General features: G+C 32.0%; 22 protein-coding genes. 1 reads left to right on the forward strand and 21 read right to left on the reverse strand.

Annotated features, from left to right (window positions below; genetic code table 11):
* Nucleotides 1-24: 24 nt before the first annotated feature.
* The 12 genes from HYG84_RS16910 to lepB all read right to left on the reverse strand — a co-directional run bounded on the left by HYG84_RS16910 (nucleotide 25) and on the right by lepB (nucleotide 17,218).
* The gene (locus HYG84_RS16910) at nucleotides 25-1,329 is read right to left on the reverse strand and encodes a lipase family alpha/beta hydrolase (RefSeq protein ID WP_212379300.1); all 1,305 of its coding nucleotides are present in this window, start codon (nucleotides 1,327-1,329) and stop codon (nucleotides 25-27) included.
* Between the two features lie 91 nt (nucleotides 1,330-1,420).
* Nucleotides 1,421-1,966, reverse strand: coding sequence for a methylated-DNA--[protein]-cysteine S-methyltransferase (locus tag HYG84_RS16915; protein WP_249168668.1), 546 nt, complete (start codon nucleotides 1,964-1,966; stop codon nucleotides 1,421-1,423).
* On the reverse strand, nucleotides 1,944-2,639 hold the full coding sequence (locus HYG84_RS16920; protein ID WP_212379302.1) for a DUF2225 domain-containing protein: 696 nt from the start codon (nucleotides 2,637-2,639) through the stop codon (nucleotides 1,944-1,946). The genes HYG84_RS16915 and HYG84_RS16920 overlap by 23 nt, the downstream gene beginning before the upstream one ends.
* Before the next feature lie 96 nt (nucleotides 2,640-2,735).
* Entirely contained in the window at nucleotides 2,736-4,091 is a 1,356-nt protein-coding gene (locus HYG84_RS16925; protein ID WP_212379304.1) for a VanW family protein, read from the reverse strand.
* Between the two features lie 78 nt (nucleotides 4,092-4,169).
* Complete coding sequence (locus tag HYG84_RS16930; RefSeq protein WP_212379306.1) at nucleotides 4,170-6,182, reverse strand: cell division protein FtsA; 2,013 nt, start codon at nucleotides 6,180-6,182, stop codon at nucleotides 4,170-4,172.
* A 286-nt stretch (nucleotides 6,183-6,468) separates the two neighbouring features.
* The gene (nth, locus tag HYG84_RS16935) at nucleotides 6,469-7,101 is read right to left on the reverse strand and encodes an endonuclease III (protein ID WP_212379308.1); all 633 of its coding nucleotides are present in this window, start codon (nucleotides 7,099-7,101) and stop codon (nucleotides 6,469-6,471) included.
* A gap of 160 nt (nucleotides 7,102-7,261) precedes the next feature.
* Complete coding sequence (locus tag HYG84_RS16940) at nucleotides 7,262-10,321, reverse strand: efflux RND transporter permease subunit (protein WP_212379310.1); 3,060 nt, start codon at nucleotides 10,319-10,321, stop codon at nucleotides 7,262-7,264.
* Nucleotides 10,308-11,447, reverse strand: coding sequence for an efflux RND transporter periplasmic adaptor subunit (locus HYG84_RS16945; protein ID WP_212379312.1), 1,140 nt, complete (start codon nucleotides 11,445-11,447; stop codon nucleotides 10,308-10,310). The genes HYG84_RS16940 and HYG84_RS16945 overlap by 14 nt, the downstream gene beginning before the upstream one ends.
* Before the next feature lie 126 nt (nucleotides 11,448-11,573).
* A complete protein-coding gene (locus tag HYG84_RS16950; protein WP_212379314.1) occupies nucleotides 11,574-12,761 on the reverse strand; it encodes a glycine C-acetyltransferase in 1,188 nt (395 codons plus the stop codon).
* Between the two features lie 356 nt (nucleotides 12,762-13,117).
* Complete coding sequence (locus tag HYG84_RS16955) at nucleotides 13,118-15,472, reverse strand: Lon protease family protein (RefSeq protein ID WP_212379316.1); 2,355 nt, start codon at nucleotides 15,470-15,472, stop codon at nucleotides 13,118-13,120.
* Nucleotides 15,473-15,535: 63 nt separating this feature from the next.
* Entirely contained in the window at nucleotides 15,536-16,663 is a 1,128-nt protein-coding gene (queG, locus tag HYG84_RS16960) for a tRNA epoxyqueuosine(34) reductase QueG (protein WP_212379318.1), read from the reverse strand.
* Nucleotides 16,664-16,675: 12 nt separating this feature from the next.
* Nucleotides 16,676-17,218 (reverse strand): signal peptidase I, encoded by a 543-nt coding sequence (gene lepB / locus HYG84_RS16965; RefSeq protein WP_212379320.1) that lies wholly within the window; start codon nucleotides 17,216-17,218, stop codon nucleotides 16,676-16,678.
* Nucleotides 17,219-17,334: 116 nt separating this feature from the next.
* Here lepB and HYG84_RS16970 point away from each other — a divergent pair, with 116 nt between their 5' ends.
* Nucleotides 17,335-17,742: a RusA family crossover junction endodeoxyribonuclease gene (locus tag HYG84_RS16970; protein ID WP_212379322.1), complete on the forward strand. Its 408-nt coding sequence runs from the start codon at nucleotides 17,335-17,337 to the stop codon at nucleotides 17,740-17,742.
* Nucleotides 17,743-17,870: 128 nt separating this feature from the next.
* On the opposite strand, the gene HYG84_RS16975 is transcribed toward HYG84_RS16970, so the two are convergent.
* The 9 genes from HYG84_RS16975 to HYG84_RS20475 all read right to left on the reverse strand — a co-directional run bounded on the left by HYG84_RS16975 (nucleotide 17,871) and on the right by HYG84_RS20475 (nucleotide 22,151).
* A complete protein-coding gene (locus HYG84_RS16975; protein WP_334301082.1) occupies nucleotides 17,871-18,221 on the reverse strand; it encodes a manganese catalase family protein in 351 nt (116 codons plus the stop codon).
* Between the two features lie 115 nt (nucleotides 18,222-18,336).
* Nucleotides 18,337-18,618, reverse strand: a complete 282-nt coding sequence (locus HYG84_RS16980; RefSeq protein WP_212379324.1) for a phage holin family protein — start codon at nucleotides 18,616-18,618, stop codon at nucleotides 18,337-18,339.
* Between the two features lie 16 nt (nucleotides 18,619-18,634).
* Nucleotides 18,635-18,859: a BhlA/UviB family holin-like peptide gene (locus HYG84_RS16985; RefSeq protein WP_212379326.1), complete on the reverse strand. Its 225-nt coding sequence runs from the start codon at nucleotides 18,857-18,859 to the stop codon at nucleotides 18,635-18,637.
* Between the two features lie 15 nt (nucleotides 18,860-18,874).
* Nucleotides 18,875-19,594: an N-acetylmuramoyl-L-alanine amidase family protein gene (locus HYG84_RS16990; RefSeq protein WP_212379328.1), complete on the reverse strand. Its 720-nt coding sequence runs from the start codon at nucleotides 19,592-19,594 to the stop codon at nucleotides 18,875-18,877.
* Nucleotides 19,595-19,673: 79 nt separating this feature from the next.
* Nucleotides 19,674-19,829 carry a CD1375 family protein gene (locus HYG84_RS16995; RefSeq protein ID WP_212379330.1) on the reverse strand — a complete coding sequence of 52 codons (156 nt, stop codon included), beginning with the start codon at nucleotides 19,827-19,829 and terminating at the stop codon, nucleotides 19,674-19,676.
* 1 nt (nucleotide 19,830) lies between these two features.
* A complete protein-coding gene (locus tag HYG84_RS17000) occupies nucleotides 19,831-20,163 on the reverse strand; it encodes a hypothetical protein (protein WP_212379332.1) in 333 nt (110 codons plus the stop codon).
* Between the two features lie 24 nt (nucleotides 20,164-20,187).
* Nucleotides 20,188-20,904 (reverse strand): hypothetical protein, encoded by a 717-nt coding sequence (locus HYG84_RS17005; RefSeq protein WP_212382391.1) that lies wholly within the window; start codon nucleotides 20,902-20,904, stop codon nucleotides 20,188-20,190.
* 14 nt (nucleotides 20,905-20,918) lie between these two features.
* Nucleotides 20,919-21,539, reverse strand: a complete 621-nt coding sequence (locus HYG84_RS17010) for a YmfQ family protein (RefSeq protein ID WP_212379334.1) — start codon at nucleotides 21,537-21,539, stop codon at nucleotides 20,919-20,921.
* 3 nt (nucleotides 21,540-21,542) lie between these two features.
* Entirely contained in the window at nucleotides 21,543-22,151 is a 609-nt protein-coding gene (locus tag HYG84_RS20475; protein WP_249168669.1) for a hypothetical protein, read from the reverse strand.
* Nucleotides 22,152-22,160: the final 9 nt, after the last annotated feature.

Consider the following 22,160-nt stretch of genomic DNA (forward strand, 5'->3'; position numbering starts at 1 on the left):
TATGCTATACTTCTTTTGTTAATCTCATACCTTAAAGGAAAAATACATTCTACCCGTTTCTTCTTTTCGTACATCTGTCTCTGTTAATTCTTCTTCTATCATAGATCCTATTACAAAAATATTATGATCTTCTTTATATTTGCCAGATGTTTCTAAAATATATTCACCACTAGGTACGTGTTTTAACATGATCCACAAATAATCTTTTCCAAACTCTTGGCAAATATGCTCATACTCTGTAATAAATTTTCCATCTATAAATTTACCGATTATATCTCTTCCCTTTTTCAGTTCTATATTAATATATTTTTTTAATATTATCCCTAATGGATATACTTTAGGCTCTACAGAACCTTTGTTAAATAATGAACGATCTAAATTATATATGTCTGCAAGATATTCCATAGAGCTTAATAAAATTTCACTATGGCTTCCTTCCATTATAAATGTTTCTGCATTATCTATAGTTGCACTATTAACGGTTACTGTCCCATCTCCTTCTTTTGTTTTCAATGATCCTATAACATATGCTTTTTTATATTTAAATAATAATTCTGTATCTAGTAATAGGACTTTGTCTGTTTCCTTGTTAGTCCCAACAAAACAATATAGATTTTTAACTCGATTATTTAATGTATCTATATTTTTATTTAGCTCATTTAATAAATAATTATTATAAAGTGTATATTTTCTCGGAATATAGTGGTAATCATTATCAATTTTACAGCATAATATTTTTCCATAATCATCTGTAGGTATTAAATCTCTTAATCCTGGAAAATTCTCATGTAATTTTTCAATGTTCTCTGTCCCCAAAGGTATATCTAGTATCTTAGTAAGTAGCCAAATGTATCCTCTGCGTATAATGTCAAATAGTTCTTTTTCGGTATCTGTTTTCTTCATTAGTTTTCCAGTTCCCCACAAATGATAGGCTTCAATGTTTCCCTTATTAGGAGTTCCAAAACATATTAAACTTCTAACATTATAGGAGTATTCTATACTTTGAATATAAGTACGAGCTACCACTCCACCCATACTATGACATAATAAATCAACTTTTTGATTAGGATGCTTTTCTTTTACCCGTAATATTAAAGGTTGTAAAAACTCCTTTACTATTTCCCTACAGCTTTTTCGCCAATCATAATAACAAACAAATAAATTCTCATTTAATTTATATCCTAATTTCTCTAATTCTTTTAGAAATGGTTTATAGAACCAACCTGCCACACCAAAACCCCACTCAATTTGACATCCTAACATCTCTCCGCCAATAGATCCCATTAAACCAGGAATAAAAATAATTGGATTTAGTTTAGTAACTTCCATTGTCTTCCCCCTTCTCTTTTCATTATCTCAATTATATTTATCCGATAGATACTAATTCTATGACCCTAAATTGCAAAAAATAAAAGTGGTATTATTCTACCACCTTTTCACCTTCAACTTTTATTCCTTCAATATTCAGCAATTTTTCTTTAATATGCAGTCCACCACCGTAACCTACTAACTTTTTATTAGTCCCTATTACTCTATGACATGGAATAATAATAGGAATTCTATTTTTATTATTCGCCCCTCCAACAGCTCTTACGGCCTTAGGATTATCAATACTATAGGCCAAATCTTTATATGTTATAGTTTGACCATAGGGTATATCTAATAATGCATTCCATACTTTTCTTTGAAAATCGGTCCCCACCATATAAAGTGGAATCGTAAATTCTGTTCTCTTACCCTCAAAATATTCGTATAACTGATTTATGTATATTGCATTTTCCTCTTTATCATACAAAAGTTGATGCATAGGAAAATCTTTTTTTATACTTCTAATAAAATCCTCTTCACTTTGATCAATGCCAATTGATACAAGTCCTTCATTCAAAGATGCGACATAAAGAACTATATTATTGACTACTATTTTACTATAATAAATAATAGCTTTAGTTAGCTTCATCTTTTTCATGACCATATTGCTCCCTTGCTAATCTCCATTGTTCTCTAGCTTTCAATTGAATATGTCGTTTTGTTTTAATATCGGGGTGATCTAGTGCTACACTATACCATTTAATAGCTTCTCTTTGTCTTCCAAGCCTTCTATTTAATTCACCATTTAAATATGCCAAAGTTACTTCATCCAGACCTGCTGCATCTAATCTTTCTGTTTGATAGGCATTTTGGAAGAAATTTAGTGCATAATTTAAAAATTCTTCTTCTTTTGGACTTTTAGCTTCTCTATATAGCCATGCCAACCTCAAACATATTCCACCAGTGTATGCCTTCGACTTTTTTAATATTTGAGCAACTAACAATGCCATTTTATAACTTTCTTCCGCTTCGTGAAAGGTACGCACTCCGCTGAAACTCCGCTCATTCCATTTAACTCCTATCGATTGCTGTAATATTGTAGCCTGATTTTTATTAATATTTTCAAATTCTTTTTCTGTAGAACTATATCCACATTTAGGACATACCCAAATATAATAATAATTTGGATTTATATTTTTATAAATAACATTAAAATCATCTTCTCGATTTTCTATCCTAAGTGACCGAGTCCTCACCTTTTTTGTAGTAAATTGGTTTTTACATATCGGACAAGTACAATCTTTATCGTATAGTAAGTTCTCTACTTCCATCTTGAAACTACCTCCCTCTAAAGTTAATTATATTATAGCAAATTTGATTATAATTAACTATGGGACAATCACATAGTTTTTGAGATAAATAAAATATTATTGTTTTATTCCTTCTATAACAATACCAGCTCTAGGTGGATAGTAATCTTTAGAAATCACTTCTTTTTTTAACTCATTACCATCTTGCAAATACACTTTATATGTAACTACACGATAACCTTTTTTGCCAGCTTTATTAATTCTTCTTTCTCCAACATCCATATTAGGATCCTTTTTTACTTCCATTTCGGGTTTGACTACTTCAATGATTTCGGATTCTAAATCTATAGACATATTATTAGTTTTCTTGCTATATAGTTTTACATGTACTTGCTCTTCCTTAATATAACTTTCAATGTAAATAGGATAATCCTTATTGTTTCTAAACTTAAAGTCTATGTAGCCATAGGCAACAGTTGCATCTTGCCCAATGGGAACATACCCTACAGGCCGACCATGATTTCTTCTTGATGTTACTTCTACATCTGACCTAAGAGTCGCTTGATATAATGTTGTAGATACTTGACAAATGCCACCACCAATTCCTGGCACCAACTCACCGTTAACTATAACTGGTGCTTCCTTGTAGCCTTCTTCTGCACTTCTTGGTCCTGTACTCTCGTTAAATGAAAATTCATCTCCTGGCATTAATAACATATTATTAATACTATTCACCGCAAGTTTGATATTTTCTGATCTACCCTTTTCTTGACTATTAAAAGTAGTCACATATTCACCGATTAAATCTTGAATAGTGCTTAAATCTTCTTCTATAATTTCTGGGGTAGTATTTTTAACCGGTATATGGATTGTATCATTGTTAAAATTCCCTATGGCACCCACTATACTCTCCCTTAAAGCATTCTCATCTACTTCTACTCCTAAAACTTCTTTTTTAATTATGAAGGTACCATTTTTTCGGTTAATTTCAGCATCTATAGATGGTTTATTAACCGTTTGACTAATATTCTTTATTACATTCTCGATTTCAGATGGGTTATAATATGGTTCTAATCTAATTATTTCAGGATTTTTTCTCAGATTATTAATCTTTTTTATTCTTTCATAATAATTACCAGACCTACCTACGCCATAAGCCTTATCGATATAATCATCAAATAAATAATATAAGCCTAAATCCTCATAGGGTAGTTGCCAACTACTATCTTTATAAACTAATTCTTTACGAAAAGAATCTATCTCCTTTTCAAAAATTCTTTTAACCTTAACTTTTGCTTCTTCAGGGGTAAGTCCTCCAACATCGACGCTCTCAATAAATATATTTGGAAAGATTCTTGACCCATTAAAAATCCAATTACCTATTGTGACTAAAATAATAATACATAAAATTATTGTACCAACTATCCATAAGTTTTTTTTAGAAATCTTATTAACTGATACAGACGAACCCATAAAATAATCACCCCTAGATAGATCAGTGTATTTAATATATATTATTTTATTTTTTTAAAAATATTCACCGACTATCTACTAGTTGTCCCAATAGACCCTTATTTCATCGCCAGTTTCTATAAAATCTGTATAGTTTGCATCATGTCCATTCAGAAGTAAAACTAGTTTTCCCTGTACAGCACTGCGATCAAAATCAATATAATCAAAAATATCTACAAAAATAACTCCACCATTTTTTTTAGGAATTTCTACTAAACTATCATTGCATTTAACTAAGATTGATTCCTTTGTTAGTCGTAACTGTTCTTTAGAATTATCTTCTACTTCCTGTAAATTATTTACAAACACTTTTTTTTCAACGCTAACATAGTCATTATGTCTAATTTTTTCGTCTAATGGTGCTATTTTGTCATTAATTTTAATAATATACTCATCATAAGAAACATCCATATAACTACAAAGGTTTTCAATGCTTTCTATTCTACAGTATTGGATATGATCATCTTCTTTAATGATTATATCGCCTTCTGCTTTTTCATTATTTATTGTACAATTATATACCTGTAAAGTAGATTCACCATTAATAAAAATTTCATCTTCTAATGGTACTATGTCTTTTAAAAGATATGTTGCAGGTTGTCCCTCTTCAGCAGGATGAACCTTAATTATATCTCCATCTTTTATGCTTGATTCAATATTAGACGCCTTTCCATTAATCAATATTTCAGCAACTTCTCCATATTCTCCATACAATGTTCTGTTATTATCATTTAATATAATATTTATAGACTTACCTCTCTTTGGTATCAATTTCCGCGGATTAAATCCAGCTAAAACAAGTGCATCCTTCACTTTCAGCTTTTTAGTTTGAAAAAGTTTGAATCTCTGTCCATTTATGTATATTTCAATAAAATCTAACTCTTGATTATTTACAGCCTTAGCCAAAATTCCTATAGGGGTAATATATTCTGGCCCTGAAATAGGTTCCTTTATTAAAACAGTATTTTTTATTGTTTCTATTCCTCTGACTACTACTCTTTCCTCAGGAAGATTAAGTTCTTTTGCAATAAATGTATTTAAATAAGGTATTTGACTTCCACCACCTATTAAAAAAACAGCGCTAGGTGATTTTCCATTTTGCTCAATAATATTAGAAGCTATTAGCTTTGCCACCTTTTTTATTGCAGACTCAATCTTCTTTAAGATTTCTTCACTTTCTATCTCATATTGTATTCCTACAATATCTGAAAATTTTTGAATTTTTTCTTTACATAAGTTAATTTTTAAGTTTTCCGCTGTATCAAAGTCTAGTAAGTAGCATCTAGATATTTCCTCGGTAATATCATCTCCGGCACTAGCTGTCATTCCATAAGCCACTACCGTCCCTTCCTTTGTAATAGCAACGTCTGATGTACCTGCACCTATATCCACTAAAGCCAAGTTTAATAATCTTGCATTTTCAGGAATAGCTACTTCAATTGCTGCAATAGGCTCTAATGTCATATAACTAACTTCTAAATTTAATTTAGAAGTTACAACATACAAACTATCGACAACAATCTGAGGTAAAAAAGTTGCTAAAATATCTAACTTAATTTTATTCCCCTTATGTCCTAAAGGATTTGTAATTATACCATCATTAATATAGTAGTGTACTACAGTATGACCTACACAAAAATACTTTGTATATTCCTCCCCTTGCTTTTCTAGCTCATATTGAGCTTTTTGCAATCCCTCTACTTCCAAACTATTAATTAAGTCTTTATCAATATCTTTTGTAGAATCAATTTCTCTATCAATTGTTACTTTATTTGTTTTAAGCGAGCGTCCAGCAACTGCAATAGATACCTGATCCAGAGAACATTGTGCCTTTTCCTCTAAATTAGTTTTAACCTTTCTAACAATTTCTGTTACTCCATCAATGTCATGTATCTGACCATTATACATAACTCTTTTTTGATGAAATTCGACAGCAATATACTCTATATTTATTTTATCATTTTCTTTTTTACCTAATATACCCACTACACTTCTAGTACCAATGTCTAGAGCAAAAACAAACCCACTATTGCTTAATTCTTCGTATGTCATATACTACATCCTTTCTAATACAAACAATTATATATACACAATTCTTCATAAAGTTAACTTTTCCTTTTTTACATTTTAACATATAAAAAAATTTGTCTGATACTGTCGTATTGGCTCATGGCCCACCTTAAATTAATTCTAAATTTTCAAGTGCTTAAAATATTATCAACATCCTACTTCTTTTAAAACTTTAGATAGTTAAGAAGTTTATACTTTCTTATAGTATAAAAAAACCTCTAACTAAGTTTAGTTTAGAGGTTTTTTGTTTGATCATAACATATTTTTTCTATTTTGTTATTTCCTTGTAATATTTACAATACTCTTTTATAATGCAATCCTTACAGTTTGGATTTCTTGCATAGCAGCATCTTCTACCATGAAATATTAAAAGATGATGAGCTAAGCTCCATAATTTCTTATCTATAGCTTTTTGTAGTTGAATTTCTGTATCCAATACATTTTCCGCATTAGCCAATCCTATTCTATTAGATACTCTAAAAACATGCGTATCTACTGCTATGGAAGGTACACCAAAGGCATTACTTAGAACTACATTGGCTGTTTTTCTACCAGCACCTGCCAAAGACATTATACCCTCCATTGTGTTTGGGACCTCTCCATTAAACTTTTCGGTTAATTGCCTACACATTAAAAGAATGTGTCTAGCTTTATTTCTATATAGGCCAATTTGTTTAATTTTATCCTCCAGCTCATTCTGTGTTAATAGTAGAAAATCATTTACTGTAGGATATTCCTTAAATAAATCCTTAGTTACTTCATTAACCTTTTTATCTGTAGTTTGTGCAGATAAAATTGTGGCTACCAGTAACTGAAACGGTGTTTCATAATCAAGCTCACATTTTGCATCAGGATACTCCTTCATTAAAAGCTCTATTACATTTTTAGTTCTAGCATTCATATGTCTTCTCCCCCAACAAATTTTATCTTCGATGTATTACTAAGTCTCCCAGCTGTGTAATCGGAAGATAAAGCACTACATCCTTAAAACAAGTGAAAATATGGTTCAGATAGAGTTAAAACTCCATATGAATCAAGTCTTCTTTATCAAATAGATATGTTTAAATTTTAGTATCATCTAATACAGAGTATATAATAGGAATTACAATTAAAGTTAGCAGCGTAGACAAAGTAAGTCCCCCGATTACTACTACTGCCAAGGGAGCTTGTACTTCTGCACCATCTCCAGCAGCTAACGCTAGCGGAATTAATCCTAAAACAGTAGTTAATGTTGTCATCATAATTGGTCTTAGCCTAGTTGTACCGGATAATATTATCGCATCTATCTTTTCCATTCCTTTTGATCTTAATATATTTATATAATCTATTAGAACTATGCCATTATTAACAACAATACCAGCAAGTACAATAGCTCCAATTACTGCAGGTACACTAATTGGGAGTCTTGCGAAAAATAGACCAATAATACCTCCAGTAAAGGCTAAGGGCACAGAAAGCATAATTATAAATGGATATAGAAAGGATTGAAATTGAGATGCTAATATCATATATACCAAAAATATGGCTAGAATAACAGCTAAAGTTAAGCTTTTATAAGCTTCGTCTAATTGTTCTTTTTGACCTCTAAATTCATATGTATATCCATTCGGAAATCTATATTCTTCTAGCTTCTCTTTAATATCAACTATTACACCATTTAAATCCCTATTAAATGTACTAGCACTTACTGTAATTCCCCTTACCTGATCAGTTCTTCTAATAGTACTCGGTCCCTGAGAATATTGAATTTCTGCAATTTGCTCCAGTGGCATATTTATGCCTACAGGTGTTGGAATACTAATGAGCTTAAAGCTAGATAAACTATTCTTCAAGTAATCTTCTCCAGTCAAAACAACATTAATATCCCTACCTTCTATCCTCAACCTTGTAGCCGTTATTCCTGTTAAAATATTTCTAATGGTAGATGCGACATGAGCAGTTGTAAGTCCATAGGTCGATGCTATATCTCGTTTTAATTTTACCTCCATTTGAGGTCTTCCATCTATAAAATTAGATTTTACTTCCCTAGTACCTTTAACAGATTCTACAATATTAATAGCATCTTGGGAAATAATCTTTAATATTTCTAAGTCTTGCCCTCTAATTTCTAATTCCACATCGGAACCGCCTGTCCCAAAACCCATAGTCGATGAAATTGTTGAGATAGACATGGTCGCTCCCGGAATCTTAGATAGCCTGTTTCGTATGCTATCAATTATTTCCTCGGTACTGGTACTCCTTTTTCTATATGACATTAGTCTAGCATTCACTGTGGCAGTGTTAGATTTAGTGCCATATAAATTTAAGTTCCCATCTCCTCCACCTATATTAGTAAATACCCTTTCGATATCTTTATTTTCTCTTAATACACTTTCTACATTATCAACTATTTTTTCGGTTTGCTCTAATGTTGCTCCATAAGGTAATCTTATATCTACTGTGAAGCTGCCATCATCAAAGCTTGGAAAAAATTCAACTCCTATAAAAAAAGCTAGGCTTAGGGAAGTAACAAATATAATTAGAGTAGTGAATACTATCAATCTTACATGAGAAAGTGACCATTGAAGTAATTCACTATATTTTTCACTACATATATTAAAAAATTTATTAAATGATATTAACCATCTATTTTTACCTAATGGCTTTTCTGCTTGATTTTTAAACAATTTAGAGCACAACATAGGGACTAATGTTAATGAAACTATCAAAGAAGCTAACAAGGAAAATGAAACCGTTAAGGCTAGTTCCTTAAATATTTCCGCTGTAACACCTTCCACGAAAGCAATTGGAAGAAATACCGCTACCGTTGTAAATGTAGATGCAGAAACTGACATAGCTACTTCTTCAGCCCCTCTTATTGCAGCATCAAACGCAGTATATCCATCCTCTTTATACCGATATATATTTTCCAACACAACTATTCCATTATCTACAAGCATTCCTACACCTAGGGCAAAACCACCTAAGGATAATAAATTTAATGTAATTCCAGAAAAGTACATTAGTATAAATGTTGCAATAATTGAAATTGGTATGGCTATGGCAATAACTAATGTAGTTTTTATATTTCCCATAAATAAGTATAAAATAATACTCGCCAGTATACCGCCGTATAAAGCGGTTGTGCCCACATTCATAATAGCACTCTTAATAAATTTAGATTGGTCAATAGCTGATTCTATATCTATATCTGGTAGCTCATCTTGTATTAACTGTATCTCTTTATTAATTAGGTTGGATACTTGAACTGTATTAGAAATAGATTGCTTCTGAATAGTAATTCTTACACTACTCTTTCCATCAACCTTAGCTATTTCTTCAATCTCTTTATTATTTAATTCAACAGTTGCTAAATCGCTTAAAGTAACTTTTTTTCCAGTAGGTAACATTATAGGAAGGCTTTTTATTTCATCTAAGCTTTCAAATTCTCCTGTAGTACGGATTAATATTTTCTCATCATCTTCTTTTATCTCTCCACCTGGCAGATTAATGTTTTCTGACCTTAATAGTGCAGTTAATTGCTCTATAGTTATTTTGTTTGCACTTAAACGATCTATATCTAGCTTAATTTGTACGACCTTCTCGTAACCTCCACTAATTGTTATTGAAGCTACCCCTTGTAATCTCTCTAATCTGGGTCTTATTTGATATTCTGTTATTTCTTGCATCTTGCTTAAATCATCGTATCCACTAATTGCTAATACCATAATAGGCATTGCATTAGGATCTATCTTAAGTACCATAGGGTCTGAAATGTCTTCTGGTAAAAATCCCGTAATTAAATCTATTTTTTCTCTCATTTGCAAAGTAGCAAAATCCATATCAGTACCTCGATTAAATTCTACAGTAACAATCGATATACCTTCACTGGATGAGGATGAAATACGTTTTACATTATGTACAGTACTCACAGCTTCTTCAATAGGCTTTGTAACCATATTTTCGATTTCAAAGGGTCCTGATCCCAAATATTGTGTACTAACAACAGCAATAGGTACATTCATTTTAGGCAGCAGGTCCATCGATAATTTAAATAAGGAAACTCCACCCAAAAGTATAATAACCGCCATAACCATAAATACAGATATAGGTCTCTTAACTGCCAAACTAGAGATTTTCATTTTCCTCACCTCTTACTATGATGACTGCTCCTCTATCTTTAACAAATTGCTGACCTTTTGTAACTATTTTTTCTCCTTCGTTTAGTCCATTTACGACTTCCACATCTCCCCCATCATCTATTCCAATATCTACTTTTCTACGATATACTCTGTTATTCTGTTCTACAAAAACATATTTCCCTTTACTATCCTCCAATACAGCCGATTTAGGAATAACTGTAACTGAATCTTTTTTATCAAGCTCTATTAAAATATTACTAAATGCGCCTACCCAAGATTTCTTATCTTTGTTAGGAATTTCTATTTCCAATAGATATAAGTTACTTGATAAATCTGGAATTGGACTTAAATTACTAATCCTTCCATTAAATTTAGTATCATCCACATCAACCATTACCATCTGCCCTTCTTTTAAAGACTCAAATAAAGATTTTGGAATATTAACCGATGCCTTTAAATTTTCTATATTAGTTATAACCATTGCTGCTTGTGTACCTAATACTGGTTGATTTTCATTTATATTTATTTGAGAAACATATCCACTGATTGGTGAATAATATTCCATTTCTTTTAACTGACTCAGTGCAGCTGAATACGCCATCCTAGCTTGTTCAACCTGATTTATTGCTACTGCTAAAATACTTTCTTTATCTTGCTGAGGTATAAATGGTATTTGTAGTCCTCCAATAGCCTTGTTTCTGTACATTGCTTCTACAGCTTGTAAAGAATTTGTCTCATTCGCTTCTTCGTATCGACTTTTTTGTTCCTCATAGTTTTTTCTAGCTAAATCGTAAGCCTGCTTAGATTGTTCTATCTGTGTTCTAATCATAGATTTATCTAGCTCAAACAAAAAATCTCCTTTTGTTACAGCATCTCCTATGTTAACCCTTATATTTGTAACATTAAGCCCTGGAGTTTTAGCAAGTATAATTGCATTTTCCTTAGGCTGTAGATATGTGTTTAATGCCACATTCTTTGAAATGCTTTTCTTTTTAACTTCTATTACTTCTACAGCTACTTCTTTCTCTCCATTGTCTGATACCTTCATTTGACATCCAGATAGTATAATATTAATCATAATTAGCATAATAGTATATTTAAATAAAGCATCCACCTTTTTCTCCATGCCATACCCCTTCCAACAACATTTTTATATTTTAAATATGTCCAAGTTAGGAAAAATTTAAACTGTTTGGTTGTTGGACAAAAAATGAGCAGAGAGTTTAGCTAACTCTCTGCCCATTTTTTAATCTTATAATAAATTCATTTCTTCTCCAACTTTTTTGAAGACTTCTACAGCTCTATCCAATTGATCTTTTGTATGACCTGCAGTTACCATACATCTTAATCTGCCTGTTCCCTTCGGTACTGTTGGGAATACAATAGCAGAAACAAATACACCGTTTTCTAATAATTTTCTACTAAACTCCATTGTTTTAGCTTCATCACCAATAATTACTGGAGTAATTGGTGTCTGGCTATTTCCAATATTAAATCCTAACTGGCTAATTTTTTGTTTAAAGTATTTTGCATTGTCCCAAAGTTTATCTGTATATTCTGTTGTAGTCATTAACATGTTAATAGCTTCTGTAATTGCACCAACTGCAGCTGGAGGTAAGGATGTACTAAATAGCAAAGGTCTACCTCTATGGCTTAACCAATCTCTCATTGTTTCACTACCTGCAACATATCCTCCAACTACACCTATTGCCTTTGAAAGTGTTCCTATTGTAAAGTCTATTCTTCCATGAAGTCCAAAGTGGTCTACTGTACCCCTTCCACTTTCTCCAAGTACACCAGAACCATGAGCGTCATCTACATATGTCATAGCACTATACTTTTCAGCTAGCTCTACTATTTCAGGCAATGGAGCAATGTCTCCGTCCATACTAAATACACCATCTGTAATAATTAACATATTTCTGTATTTATCTTTATTTTCTTTTAAAACTGTTTCTAAATGGTTCATATCGGCATGTTTAAATACAGTTTTATCAGCTCTACTTAATCTAGCACCATCAATAATACTAGCATGGTTTAGCTCATCAGATATGATTAAATCGCCCTTTTCAGTTATAGCCTGAATAGTCCCTGCATTGCAGTTAAAACCAGATTGGTAGGTCATAACTGCTTCTTCTCTTTTAAATTCTGCAAGTTTCCTGTCTAATTCTTCGTGAATATCCATATTTCCAACGATAGTTCTTACAGCTCCTGAACCTACACCATACTTTTCTACCGCTTCAATAGTAGCTTTTTTAAGTCTAGGATGATTCGCAAAACCTAAGTAGTTGTTGGAAGATAGGTTGATTACCTTTTTTCCATTTAAAATACATTCCGCTTCATTGGCTCCACCTAGTATAGGTAGTTTACGATAAACTCCTTGATCTTTTAATTCTTGGATTTTTTCCTTTAAAAAGCTTAATTCATGAACATTCGACATAAATTATACCTCCTTTTGTAAATATATACCCAATATAACAAAGGCTTCTAACAAAGCTTTTTAAACCAAAGAAGTCTTTGTCCTAACGCATTTTATGAAAAGTGTATATTAAGAAATATTGTACTCTCCTATGCGTTATAAAGTATCTACTAAAATAAATAAATTAAACTTATTTGCCAAAAATAAATTATGTAATCACAATATATTATACAACATATTAATATAAACTCCTGCTTTATATTGGAAAAATTTCAAAGTTGTAATTTTCAGATTTTAATAAACAGTATTTGGAAAGTATGCTTTTCTAGACTATAAAAAAGGAAGGTTTTATCCCTCCCTCATAACACAAGCTACTATTATTTATTGTTTTTATTATCTACCACAGTTTTTAGTCTTTCCTCTACTATTTTATAAACCTCTTCTGCTGGTCTATCTGTTAATATTTCTATTCCTTCATCTACATGCTTAACAGCATAAATATGGAATTTACCTGCCTTAACAGCTTCTACAACCTCGTCTCTTAGCATTAAGTCTCCAATATTTTGGTGAGGTATTATTACTCCTTGATCTCCAGTTAAACCCTTTCTATAACAAAGTTTGAAAAACCCCTCTATCTTTTCAGTAACTCCACCTACTGGCTGTATAAAACCTTTTTGGTTTACGGATCCTGTTACTGCTATATTTTGTTTAAGCGGAAGTTTTGCAATACTTGACAATAATCCGTACAGTTCTGCACTCGAAGCACTATCCCCATCTACTCCACCATAAGACTGCTCGAAGCAAATCCTAGCTGATAGATTAAATACATCATCTTGTGCAAATTTTTCTAGTAAAAAACCTGTTAGAATCATTATACCTTTATCATAAATATCTCCACTTAAATTTGCCTCACGCTCAATATTAATAATATTTCCTTTACCTTTACTGGTTGTAACTGTAATTACACTAGGCTTTCCAAACATATACTCTCCTATGCTAATTACCGATAGTCCATTAACAACCCCTATTTTACTTCCTTTAGCATCTATTAATATTTTTCCTTGTTCAAACATTTCTAAAACATTTTCTTCATATTGATTTAATCTCTCCCATTTCTTATCTACAGCATGCTTAACATGTGTACCAGAAACCACAGCAGATTTTTCTAATTGTGCCCATTGATTTGCTTCTATAATAATTTCAATAATTTTATTAAATCTTGTGGAAAACTTTGTTTGACTACCTATTAGTCTTGAGCTATATTCCATAAGTTCAGCTACAGCTTTTTTATCAAATGAGAGCAAACCTTCATTTTGTGTATAGCAGCTAATAAAACTTATCATCTTCTGCTCATTTTCATCATTTCTTTTCATATCATCATTAAAATCCACTAATATTTTAAAGTACTTTTCAAAATCCTCATCATACCGATAAAGCAAATGATATAGGTAGCTACTTCCGATTAAAATAACTTTTAAGTTTATAGGTATAGGCTCTAACTTCATAGAAGATACTTCTCCTATTCCCAGCTGACTACCCATGCTTTCTACAGTAACTTCTTTAGTTTGTAATATTCTCTTTAAAGTTTCCCAAGCGTATGGATTACTTAATAGCTGACTTGCTTGTATTATCAAGTATCCACCATTAGCTATTTGAATAGCACCAGGCTTAACTAAAAGAAAATCTGTTCTTAAGCTCCCATTAACATTTTCATATTCAATTTTTCCTACTAAATTATTCAAAGTAGGATTAAATTCCATAATTACAGGAGCGCCTTCTGTATTACTATTGTCTACAAATAAGTTAACTTTGTACTTTTTAATAACATCTTCATTTTCTGCAGTCTTAATAGTTATAATTTCGTCATCCTCATCGACTTCCTCTGAATAAAAGTAAAATATATTTTCAATAATATCACTTTCTACTTTTTTTAAATAATTGTGTACATTTTCGCATTGATTATACTTCTTAAATAGTTCATTTATTAAGGGCTTTATAACATATATACCTACCTTCATTTCTAATTGAAGTAGTTTCTTTTTTGCTACTCGCTCTAGCTTTTTAACCTGACTCAGAATATCAAGGGCAGCCTCATGTATTTCTTCTAATTGTTTTTCTAGTTGCTCTTTAACTTCTTCATCTAATTCATCTAATTTATCCTCTGATATTTCATTTTCTTCATATATTGGAGTAAAAACAAAACCCGTAGTTGTACTCTTAAGTATAAAATGTTTTTCCTTCGAATAACTAGATAGATATTGAATAAGCTTGTTTTTTTGTTCCTGATACTCTTTAATAATTTCATTTCTTTGTTTTTCATAATCTACACTATTAAAAGCCCTTGGAACTTGTATTAACAATTCTTCGATGAGCTCATCCATATCCTTTTTAAATATTCTTCCCATACCGGCTGGTAAACTTAAAGCCTCTATTTTACCTTTAGAATCAAAATTATATACATAGCACCAGTCAACTGGAACTTTCTGACTTTGTGACTTCTTTTCTACGACCTTTTTAGCATAGCTAGTTCTACCTGTACCCTTTGCTCCACTAATATAAATATTATAACTTGGATGATCTATCCCAAGGCCAAATTCCATTGCTTCTTCAGCTCTTTCTTGCCCCATTATACCTACCAAGCAAGGTATCTCATCTGTAGTATCAAATTTAAAATTAGTTAGATCACAATACTTTTTTAATTGTCTATATGATAATTTACAGTAATTCTGCATCAATCTCCCTCCCTTATTAGATAGCTTCATTATTATCCTATTCAGGAGGGACACTTTGCTACACTATTTATTATAATATTTATTCAAATACATATTTATGGTTTCTAGTACATCTTGTTCCTTTTCACTATCCTTAATGCTATCCATTAGCTCTACAGCCACTTTAGGATTAATATTATATAAAGCCCATATTGTTATTTTTCTAATATCTGGTCTTACATCCTTCAGCATAGGTATTAAATAAGGTATAGCTTCTTTATCTTTGTAATTTCCTAGAGCAATTATTGCATTTCTCTGTAATATTTTTTTCCCTCTCCATCCTGATGCATTTTCCTTGAAAAGCGAATTGTACTCTTTATTAGATAATTTAAGTAATGGTATTAAATCAACTTTATAAGGAAGATCATCAGGTATAAATGCCTTAGTCGTCATTTCCTTAATGTCTATGTTATGAGGGCAAACATTTTGACATATGTCACATCCATATATTTTATTGTTAATTATTGATAATGTTACCTCTGGAATTTCTCTTTTTTGTTGTAGTACATTAGATAAGCATTTATTAGCATTAAATTCATAAGGACCTTCTATAGCTGACGTAGGACAGTTTTTAATACATAAATTACACCCTAAACAGCTTACATGATTTAAAGGCTTGTCCTCTTTAATTGGAAGATTTGTTATCATATATCCTAAAAATATCCAAGATCCAAAGTTATCATTTATAATTGCCGAATTATAGCCATAAAATCCTATACCAGCCCGGTTTGCTAAATATCTATCTACTAAAGGCCCTGTATCTACAAAGGTCTTATACTCAAATCTATCATATTTATCAGAAATAAAGTGTGCTAACTTTTCTAGCTTGCTCTTTAGTACTATATGGTAGTCTTGCCCCCAAGCTGTTCTAGCTAGTTCACCGTAAAACTGTGGGTTTTCATCGCGACCTACCTTCTCATCTTTTATATAATAGGACATGGCAATAACTATAATAGATTTAGCACTATCTAAAGTTCTTTTAGGGTCAATCCTTAGCTCAATATCCTCTTCTTCAAAACCAGATAAATTGCCTTTTTCTTTACGTTCTACTAATATTTTTTTCAAATCCTCAAAGGGCTTAGCATCTGTAAATCCAATTAAATCTATCCCTATATCTTTCGAATAAGATATAATTTTTTCCTTTAGGTCCATTAATTTTCCCCCTTAGTTAGGGCTTATAAAGGCTCTCATTTCGTCTAATGGCCAAATCTTTAAAAGCACCCTACCCTTCACTCTATCCTTAGGAACAAATCCAAAAGTTCGACTATCATTACTATCATTTCGATTATCTCCCATTACAAAAACCATATTAGGTGGCACTATACCTTCTATATAATTATAATTACGTGGTAAATATTCCTCTTCACAAGTATAGTTTTCTATCTGTTTTTCACCATTTATATATAAAACACCATCTTCAATAAAAAAATGATCATCTTCTTTAGCTATAACTCTTTTAATAAACATTTCCCTTTTGTCTAAGCCATTGGGAGGATTGAAAATAACAAGGTCTCCCTTATTAAGCTCCTTATATATATAAGGCATGCGAACTACCAATAGCCTGTCTTCAGTTTCTAATGTAGGAAACATAGACTGCCCACTTACTACTGCGAAACTAAATACTAGATTCTCTATTATAACCGCAATTATTACAGCTATAAAAATAGCCTGTAGCCAATCTAAAGTTGTTTCAATTTTTTTTTTCATTATAACACATCCTAAATATAATGTAGTAAAGTCATCTTAAATTATTGTCACTTTATTCAAAAACTATCCTGTAAGCGTCACCCTTCTTTGTGTTACAATATTGTTGGAGGTGTACTATGTTAAAATTCACTATACCAGGACGTCCCCTTAGTAAATCTAACTTTAAGCTAACTAATGTTAATGGCCAGGCTTGGATGCCTAGAGCCGGTAAACATAGTAAATATATTGCTTATGAAAACATGATAGCTGGTTATATAAACCAACAATATTTAGGGCCTAAACTTGAAAACCAGTTGATTACCGTTCTTAAGCTATATTTCCCTGATAAAAGGATGGGAGACTTACATAATTACCCTAAAAGTATTTGCGATGGAATCGAAAAAAGTGGAATAATTAAAAATGATAAACAACTTAGACCTGTCCTATTATTTGATTTTATTGATAAAGAAAATCCTAGGGTAGAAATTGAACTCTATGATTTTAATGAATATAAAGTTGAGTATGATATACTGCCAATTAAATAGGTCAGTTGTATATCTAATTAGTATGAATATAGGGATGCTAATTATTCCTAAAATATTTTTCTTTTTTTACAAAAAAATAACTAAGGAATATCTCAATCGAGATATTCCTTAGTTAAAACTGTTTTAAATTAAAAAATCTTTTTACACTGCATATACTCTTGTACAATCCTTAATGCTTCTCCAAATCTTTGAAAATGTACAACTTCTCGCTCCCGTAAAAACCTCAAAGCATCTGTTATTCCTGGGTCATCAGTTAACTTTATTAAATGCTGATAAGTAGATCGGGCTTTTTGTTCAGCTGCCATATCTTCATGTAAATCTGTAATAGGATCTGCATGGGCCTGAATATATGCTGCCGTCCAAGGCACACCATTGGCATCTGATGGGAATAATGCCCCATTTCTAATTGCATAATTAGAACCAAGTCCTGCTGCTTCTAACTCTTCTACTGTAGCATCCTTTGTTAATTGATAAATCATTGTGCATATCATTTCTACGTGAGCTAATTCTTCTGTACCATCATGTTATCAGTGATAAATATATATGTGCTAAAAAAATAATTTTAGACATAAAAAACAGGGTAGAGCCTAAGCCCTACCCTTTAAAAAACTCTATACTATTTTTAATATGTTCATAGAATCCTATAACTATATATCCCATTAATAATCCTATAATTGCCCCTGCTAGACTCTTTTCTATCAAGGCTTGACCTAAACCTAACCCTAATACTAAAATCACCCAAGGGATTAATTTGTTGTTAAATGATGTATGTTCTTTTAACATGTACCCGATTACCCATAATCCACCGAATGACAATAACCAAGGATTGATTAAAAATACCTTCAATACTTCTATAACACTATTTAATTCGTTCATACTATCATCCTCCTATTTATCTTCTCAATTCTGCTTTTATGTAAGATACGTCTTTTTCAATTATTTCCACTATTCCAAACTTCTCTGTAAGATTTTTAATTACTGATTGATTTTCACTTATAGTTTCCTGATATTTCTTTTCTCTATGTCTACTATCGTACAATACGTATATAAAAAGAAAAACGTAAAGAGAAGCCCAAAGTCCATTTCCTGCTGCTAAATTTAAAAGTTGTTGTTCCATGTATGCACCTGCTTTCTATTTGTCTGTAATTCTGTCTATAAGGCTTAATATGGCCCATGTTGGCATTGGTTCTGTTAATTTATCCTTCCAGAACTCGGGACTATCAATTATTTTCTTTTTTACCAAGTTCTCAAGATGCTCTAATCCTTGTTTTTCTTCCCAACCCATGGCTTCTTCCTCCTTCGGCATATAATCAATACCTATGTGTTCTAATATTCCTTTTGCAATTCCTATAGCTGCCTTCTCTAAAAACTCGGCACTCTTTAATAACTGTTCCTCATTAGGATTATTAATAAAGGCTACTTCTACTAGGCAAGCTGGCATTGGAGTCTCTCTAACAACTTGTAGACTATTATATTTAACTCCCCGATCTGCTAATCCTATTGCTTGTACTAGATTACTTTGAATAGAATAAGCTAGTCTATCCCCTTCAACTCCTACCTTGTATGCAAATGTTTCTGTCCCCGTGGCTTTAGGATTGGTAGCACTATTAATATGAATAGATACGAAGTAATCCACATTAGAGTTGTTTGCTATTCTAACACGTTCATCTAAGCTTACTCTTGTATCCCCTGCCCTTGTAAATATAATCTCTATACCATACCGCACGAGAATATCTGATACCATACATGCAATTTTAAAAGCTACGTGGCTTTCTTTTAGTCCTGTAGGACCTACTGCTCCTGGATCACTTCCGCCATGGCCCGGATCTAGAACTACTATATATTTCTTCATAACTTCACCTACCTTCTGAAATTAAAGAAGGGCATAAAAAATACACCCTTCTAGGTGTTAATTGTGTCGCATAAATTTCCTATGCTGCAACTTCTCCTGTTGTTAAGTAGATTGCTACTGCTGTTCTATAACTTTCTTCTACAATAACTTTTTCACTACCCTCAACTGGCTCTAATTCGTATCTTTCGATTTTCACTAAATAAGCATAAGATTTAATTTTCCAAGCATATAACATATTAATTTCCTCCTTTTAATGTTTTGATTTCTTGTTTAAGGCTTTCTAATTCATTTGATAACTGTATTACTGCTTCAGACAAAAATGCTTTTTCTTCGTCTACTTGTTCGTTCACTATCTCGGGTATAGGCTCAGGTCTTTCAGTTGGAATTACATCAACTATTTGACCATCTTCTATTACTAGTTCCATATAAGGAGCATTAAGTTTTATTTTTTCTATTAATTCTTTATTTTCTTCTTTTGTTTCATCTATTATATAATTACCTTCGTTGTACCAGTCTGTACTAGGGAACAAAGAATTTGTTTCTATTGTTTTATCTCGTAATACAATCACAGCTATTCCTCCTTGTATATTTTATTAACCAATAGCAAACCATTCATAAGAAGCTCCAGATTCATTTGGTCTCATATAAATACTATTGGTTCTTAGGATTACACCCGTTGATGATATAGTTATTATTGAACTTGAGTTTGATGTACTATTTACACCTAAAGAGAAAGTGTAATCAGAATAAAAAGTAGTGAATAATGTGTGGTTTGGTTCTTTTTTCACAACATAAAACACCATAGGCATAAATCCTACATTAATTGCCCTTCTGTCAACGTCATTCCCTGTGTATGTTCCTCGTGCTATCCTAGTTCCTTTAGGTGGTGTTGGTATATCGGACAACTTAATATGTCCTGCTGTATCTTCTGTAGCCATTTCTGCCAAATGCGTCGCAAACTCTGTGTCTAATACATATTGATTGTGTGGATTTGTGAGGTTTGCGTGTGCATCTACTTTAGACTGTGCACCCGATGGAGTTTCTTTAGCATCCAAAGCAGATTGTAATCCTGTAATAAAACTAATAGGATGGCTTGATGGATGAGTATAGTTATTAGCTCCAGTAGCTATTCCTGTTAATTTTGTTTTCTCTGCTGTTGTATAATCATTTGTGCTTAATCCTTTCCCTGCCACTTTATCAACTTTCTTAGCTAGTTCAGCTTCTAATATCTCACTATTTTCGGATACTAGGGGTAAATCAGCTATATCATTGCCTTCTAATATTGTGCAACCAAGAGCAGTTTTCCTCATAATATCTCTCCTCTCTAAAATTTCTCATATGTCTTTAGTTCCGTACAAGTTATACTTTTTAAATCACTACAGGTTACATTCCAGGCTATTAACATTTCACAAGTAGTGTAGCTGTATTTAAATTCATAAGCTAAATGAGCTGGCTTGATAGTTTCTAACATATCTATGAAACCTTGCATATTCTTTGGTATCCCTTTAACACCTATAAATTTTACAATAAAGTAATCTTCTTCTAAATATTCTATTACATCAACTTCTCCACCACTGAAAGCCTCAGCAGTATTCTTAATCATTTGTTTGGTAGTTGTCCCTCTACCTCTCCACTTAGCCTTTATAATTTCTCTTCTTTCTTCATAGGATAAACTCATGTTAGTTTTTAAGTCTAGTTCACTTTCATAAATGCTTAATCCCCAAGTAGCTGTATCAATAAAAAATTGCCTATATACATCTTCTGTATAATAAGCAATTAATCCAAATTCTTTAGATATGCTTTCTTGAATTTCTTTCATTGTCTTAGATTCGTGATAGTACCAAGGCAAATATTTCATTAAATTAGGGGTTAGTAAGTCTATCTCGTCTATTGAAGTACCTTCTTCTCCATACCTGTGCTCACCGTATTTATACTGTCCATACATAACCTACACCCCCTTGAGATCATTGCAGGTTAGACCACCAGTGAAAGTTCTATACTCTGTCCAAGGTCCCCAATCAGTATCACTCATTCCTAATCTAATTGCTATAGATGACTTCCCGAAAGTTACTTGTACTGGATATCCTCCTGAAGAATTACCCCATCCTACTATTGTTAATATGTGAGCATATGTACTATTGGCACATGCGTTGACTGGAGGATTTCCAGCTGAAGTCCTATATTTAAAATCTGCCTTAATGCATCTCCCACCCGCCATTAAGTTCTTAGGAGTATCTATAGTGTTTCTAGTATCTAGTATATCAATATAATTATGAGAATGGGTACTAGGTGTAAATGTACTTGGTTTCCCTGTTATCCCACCCCATGGTACCTTATCAGCCACCTCTGCCATATCTACCTTTCCATCATTGTTAGTATCATAGATGGATTTAAGCATATCACCAACAGTTTGAGCTGCTACTAACAATACATTTCCTTTTGCAGTACCTATATATAGCTTTTCTGTATCCTCACAATACCCTAACTCTCCAACTGCAAGAGTACCAATATCTTTTTCTAATCCTCGCCTTATTTGAATCAATACTTTTCTTGCCACATTATCACC

This window comes from Alkaliphilus sp. B6464 (assembly GCF_018141165.1).
In the GTDB taxonomy this organism is placed as follows: Bacteria; Bacillota; Clostridia; order Peptostreptococcales; family Natronincolaceae; genus Alkaliphilus_B.

Excerpts from the sequence above, each read along its gene's own strand:
- HYG84_RS17010 (WP_212379334.1), bottom strand. The coding sequence starts at position 21,539 with ATGTATGGACAGTATAAATACGGTGAGCACAGGTATGGAGAAGAAGGT.
- nth (WP_212379308.1), bottom strand. The coding sequence starts at position 7,101 with ATGAATGCTAGAACTAAAAATGTAATAGAGCTTTTAATGAAGGAGTAT.
- HYG84_RS16945 (WP_212379312.1), bottom strand. The coding sequence starts at position 11,447 with ATGGAGAAAAAGGTGGATGCTTTATTTAAATATACTATTATGCTAATT.
- HYG84_RS16955 (WP_212379316.1), bottom strand. The coding sequence starts at position 15,472 with ATGCAGAATTACTGTAAATTATCATATAGACAATTAAAAAAGTATTGT.
- HYG84_RS16975 (WP_334301082.1), bottom strand. The coding sequence starts at position 18,221 with ATGATTTATCAATTAACAAAGGATGCTACAGTAGAAGAGTTAGAAGCA.
- queG (WP_212379318.1), bottom strand. The coding sequence starts at position 16,663 with ATGGACCTAAAGGAAAAAATTATATCTTATTCGAAAGATATAGGGATA.
- HYG84_RS16990 (WP_212379328.1), bottom strand. The coding sequence starts at position 19,594 with ATGAAGAAATATATAGTAGTTCTAGATCCGGGCCATGGCGGAAGTGAT.
- HYG84_RS16910 (WP_212379300.1), bottom strand. The coding sequence starts at position 1,329 with ATGGAAGTTACTAAACTAAATCCAATTATTTTTATTCCTGGTTTAATG.
- HYG84_RS16950 (WP_212379314.1), bottom strand. The coding sequence starts at position 12,761 with ATGTCGAATGTTCATGAATTAAGCTTTTTAAAGGAAAAAATCCAAGAA.
- HYG84_RS16920 (WP_212379302.1), bottom strand. The coding sequence starts at position 2,639 with ATGGAAGTAGAGAACTTACTATACGATAAAGATTGTACTTGTCCGATA.
- HYG84_RS16925 (WP_212379304.1), bottom strand. The coding sequence starts at position 4,091 with ATGGGTTCGTCTGTATCAGTTAATAAGATTTCTAAAAAAAACTTATGG.
- HYG84_RS16995 (WP_212379330.1), bottom strand. The coding sequence starts at position 19,829 with ATGTTATATGCTTGGAAAATTAAATCTTATGCTTATTTAGTGAAAATC.
- HYG84_RS16970 (WP_212379322.1), top strand. The coding sequence starts at position 17,335 with ATGTTAAAATTCACTATACCAGGACGTCCCCTTAGTAAATCTAACTTT.
- HYG84_RS17005 (WP_212382391.1), bottom strand. The coding sequence starts at position 20,904 with ATGAGGAAAACTGCTCTTGGTTGCACAATATTAGAAGGCAATGATATA.
- HYG84_RS16930 (WP_212379306.1), bottom strand. The coding sequence starts at position 6,182 with ATGACATACGAAGAATTAAGCAATAGTGGGTTTGTTTTTGCTCTAGAC.
- HYG84_RS16985 (WP_212379326.1), bottom strand. The coding sequence starts at position 18,859 with ATGGAACAACAACTTTTAAATTTAGCAGCAGGAAATGGACTTTGGGCT.
- HYG84_RS16915 (WP_249168668.1), bottom strand. The coding sequence starts at position 1,966 with ATGAAAAAGATGAAGCTAACTAAAGCTATTATTTATTATAGTAAAATA.
- lepB (WP_212379320.1), bottom strand. The coding sequence starts at position 17,218 with ATGAAAAAAAAAATTGAAACAACTTTAGATTGGCTACAGGCTATTTTT.
- HYG84_RS16980 (WP_212379324.1), bottom strand. The coding sequence starts at position 18,618 with ATGAACGAATTAAATAGTGTTATAGAAGTATTGAAGGTATTTTTAATC.
- HYG84_RS16940 (WP_212379310.1), bottom strand. The coding sequence starts at position 10,321 with ATGAAAATCTCTAGTTTGGCAGTTAAGAGACCTATATCTGTATTTATG.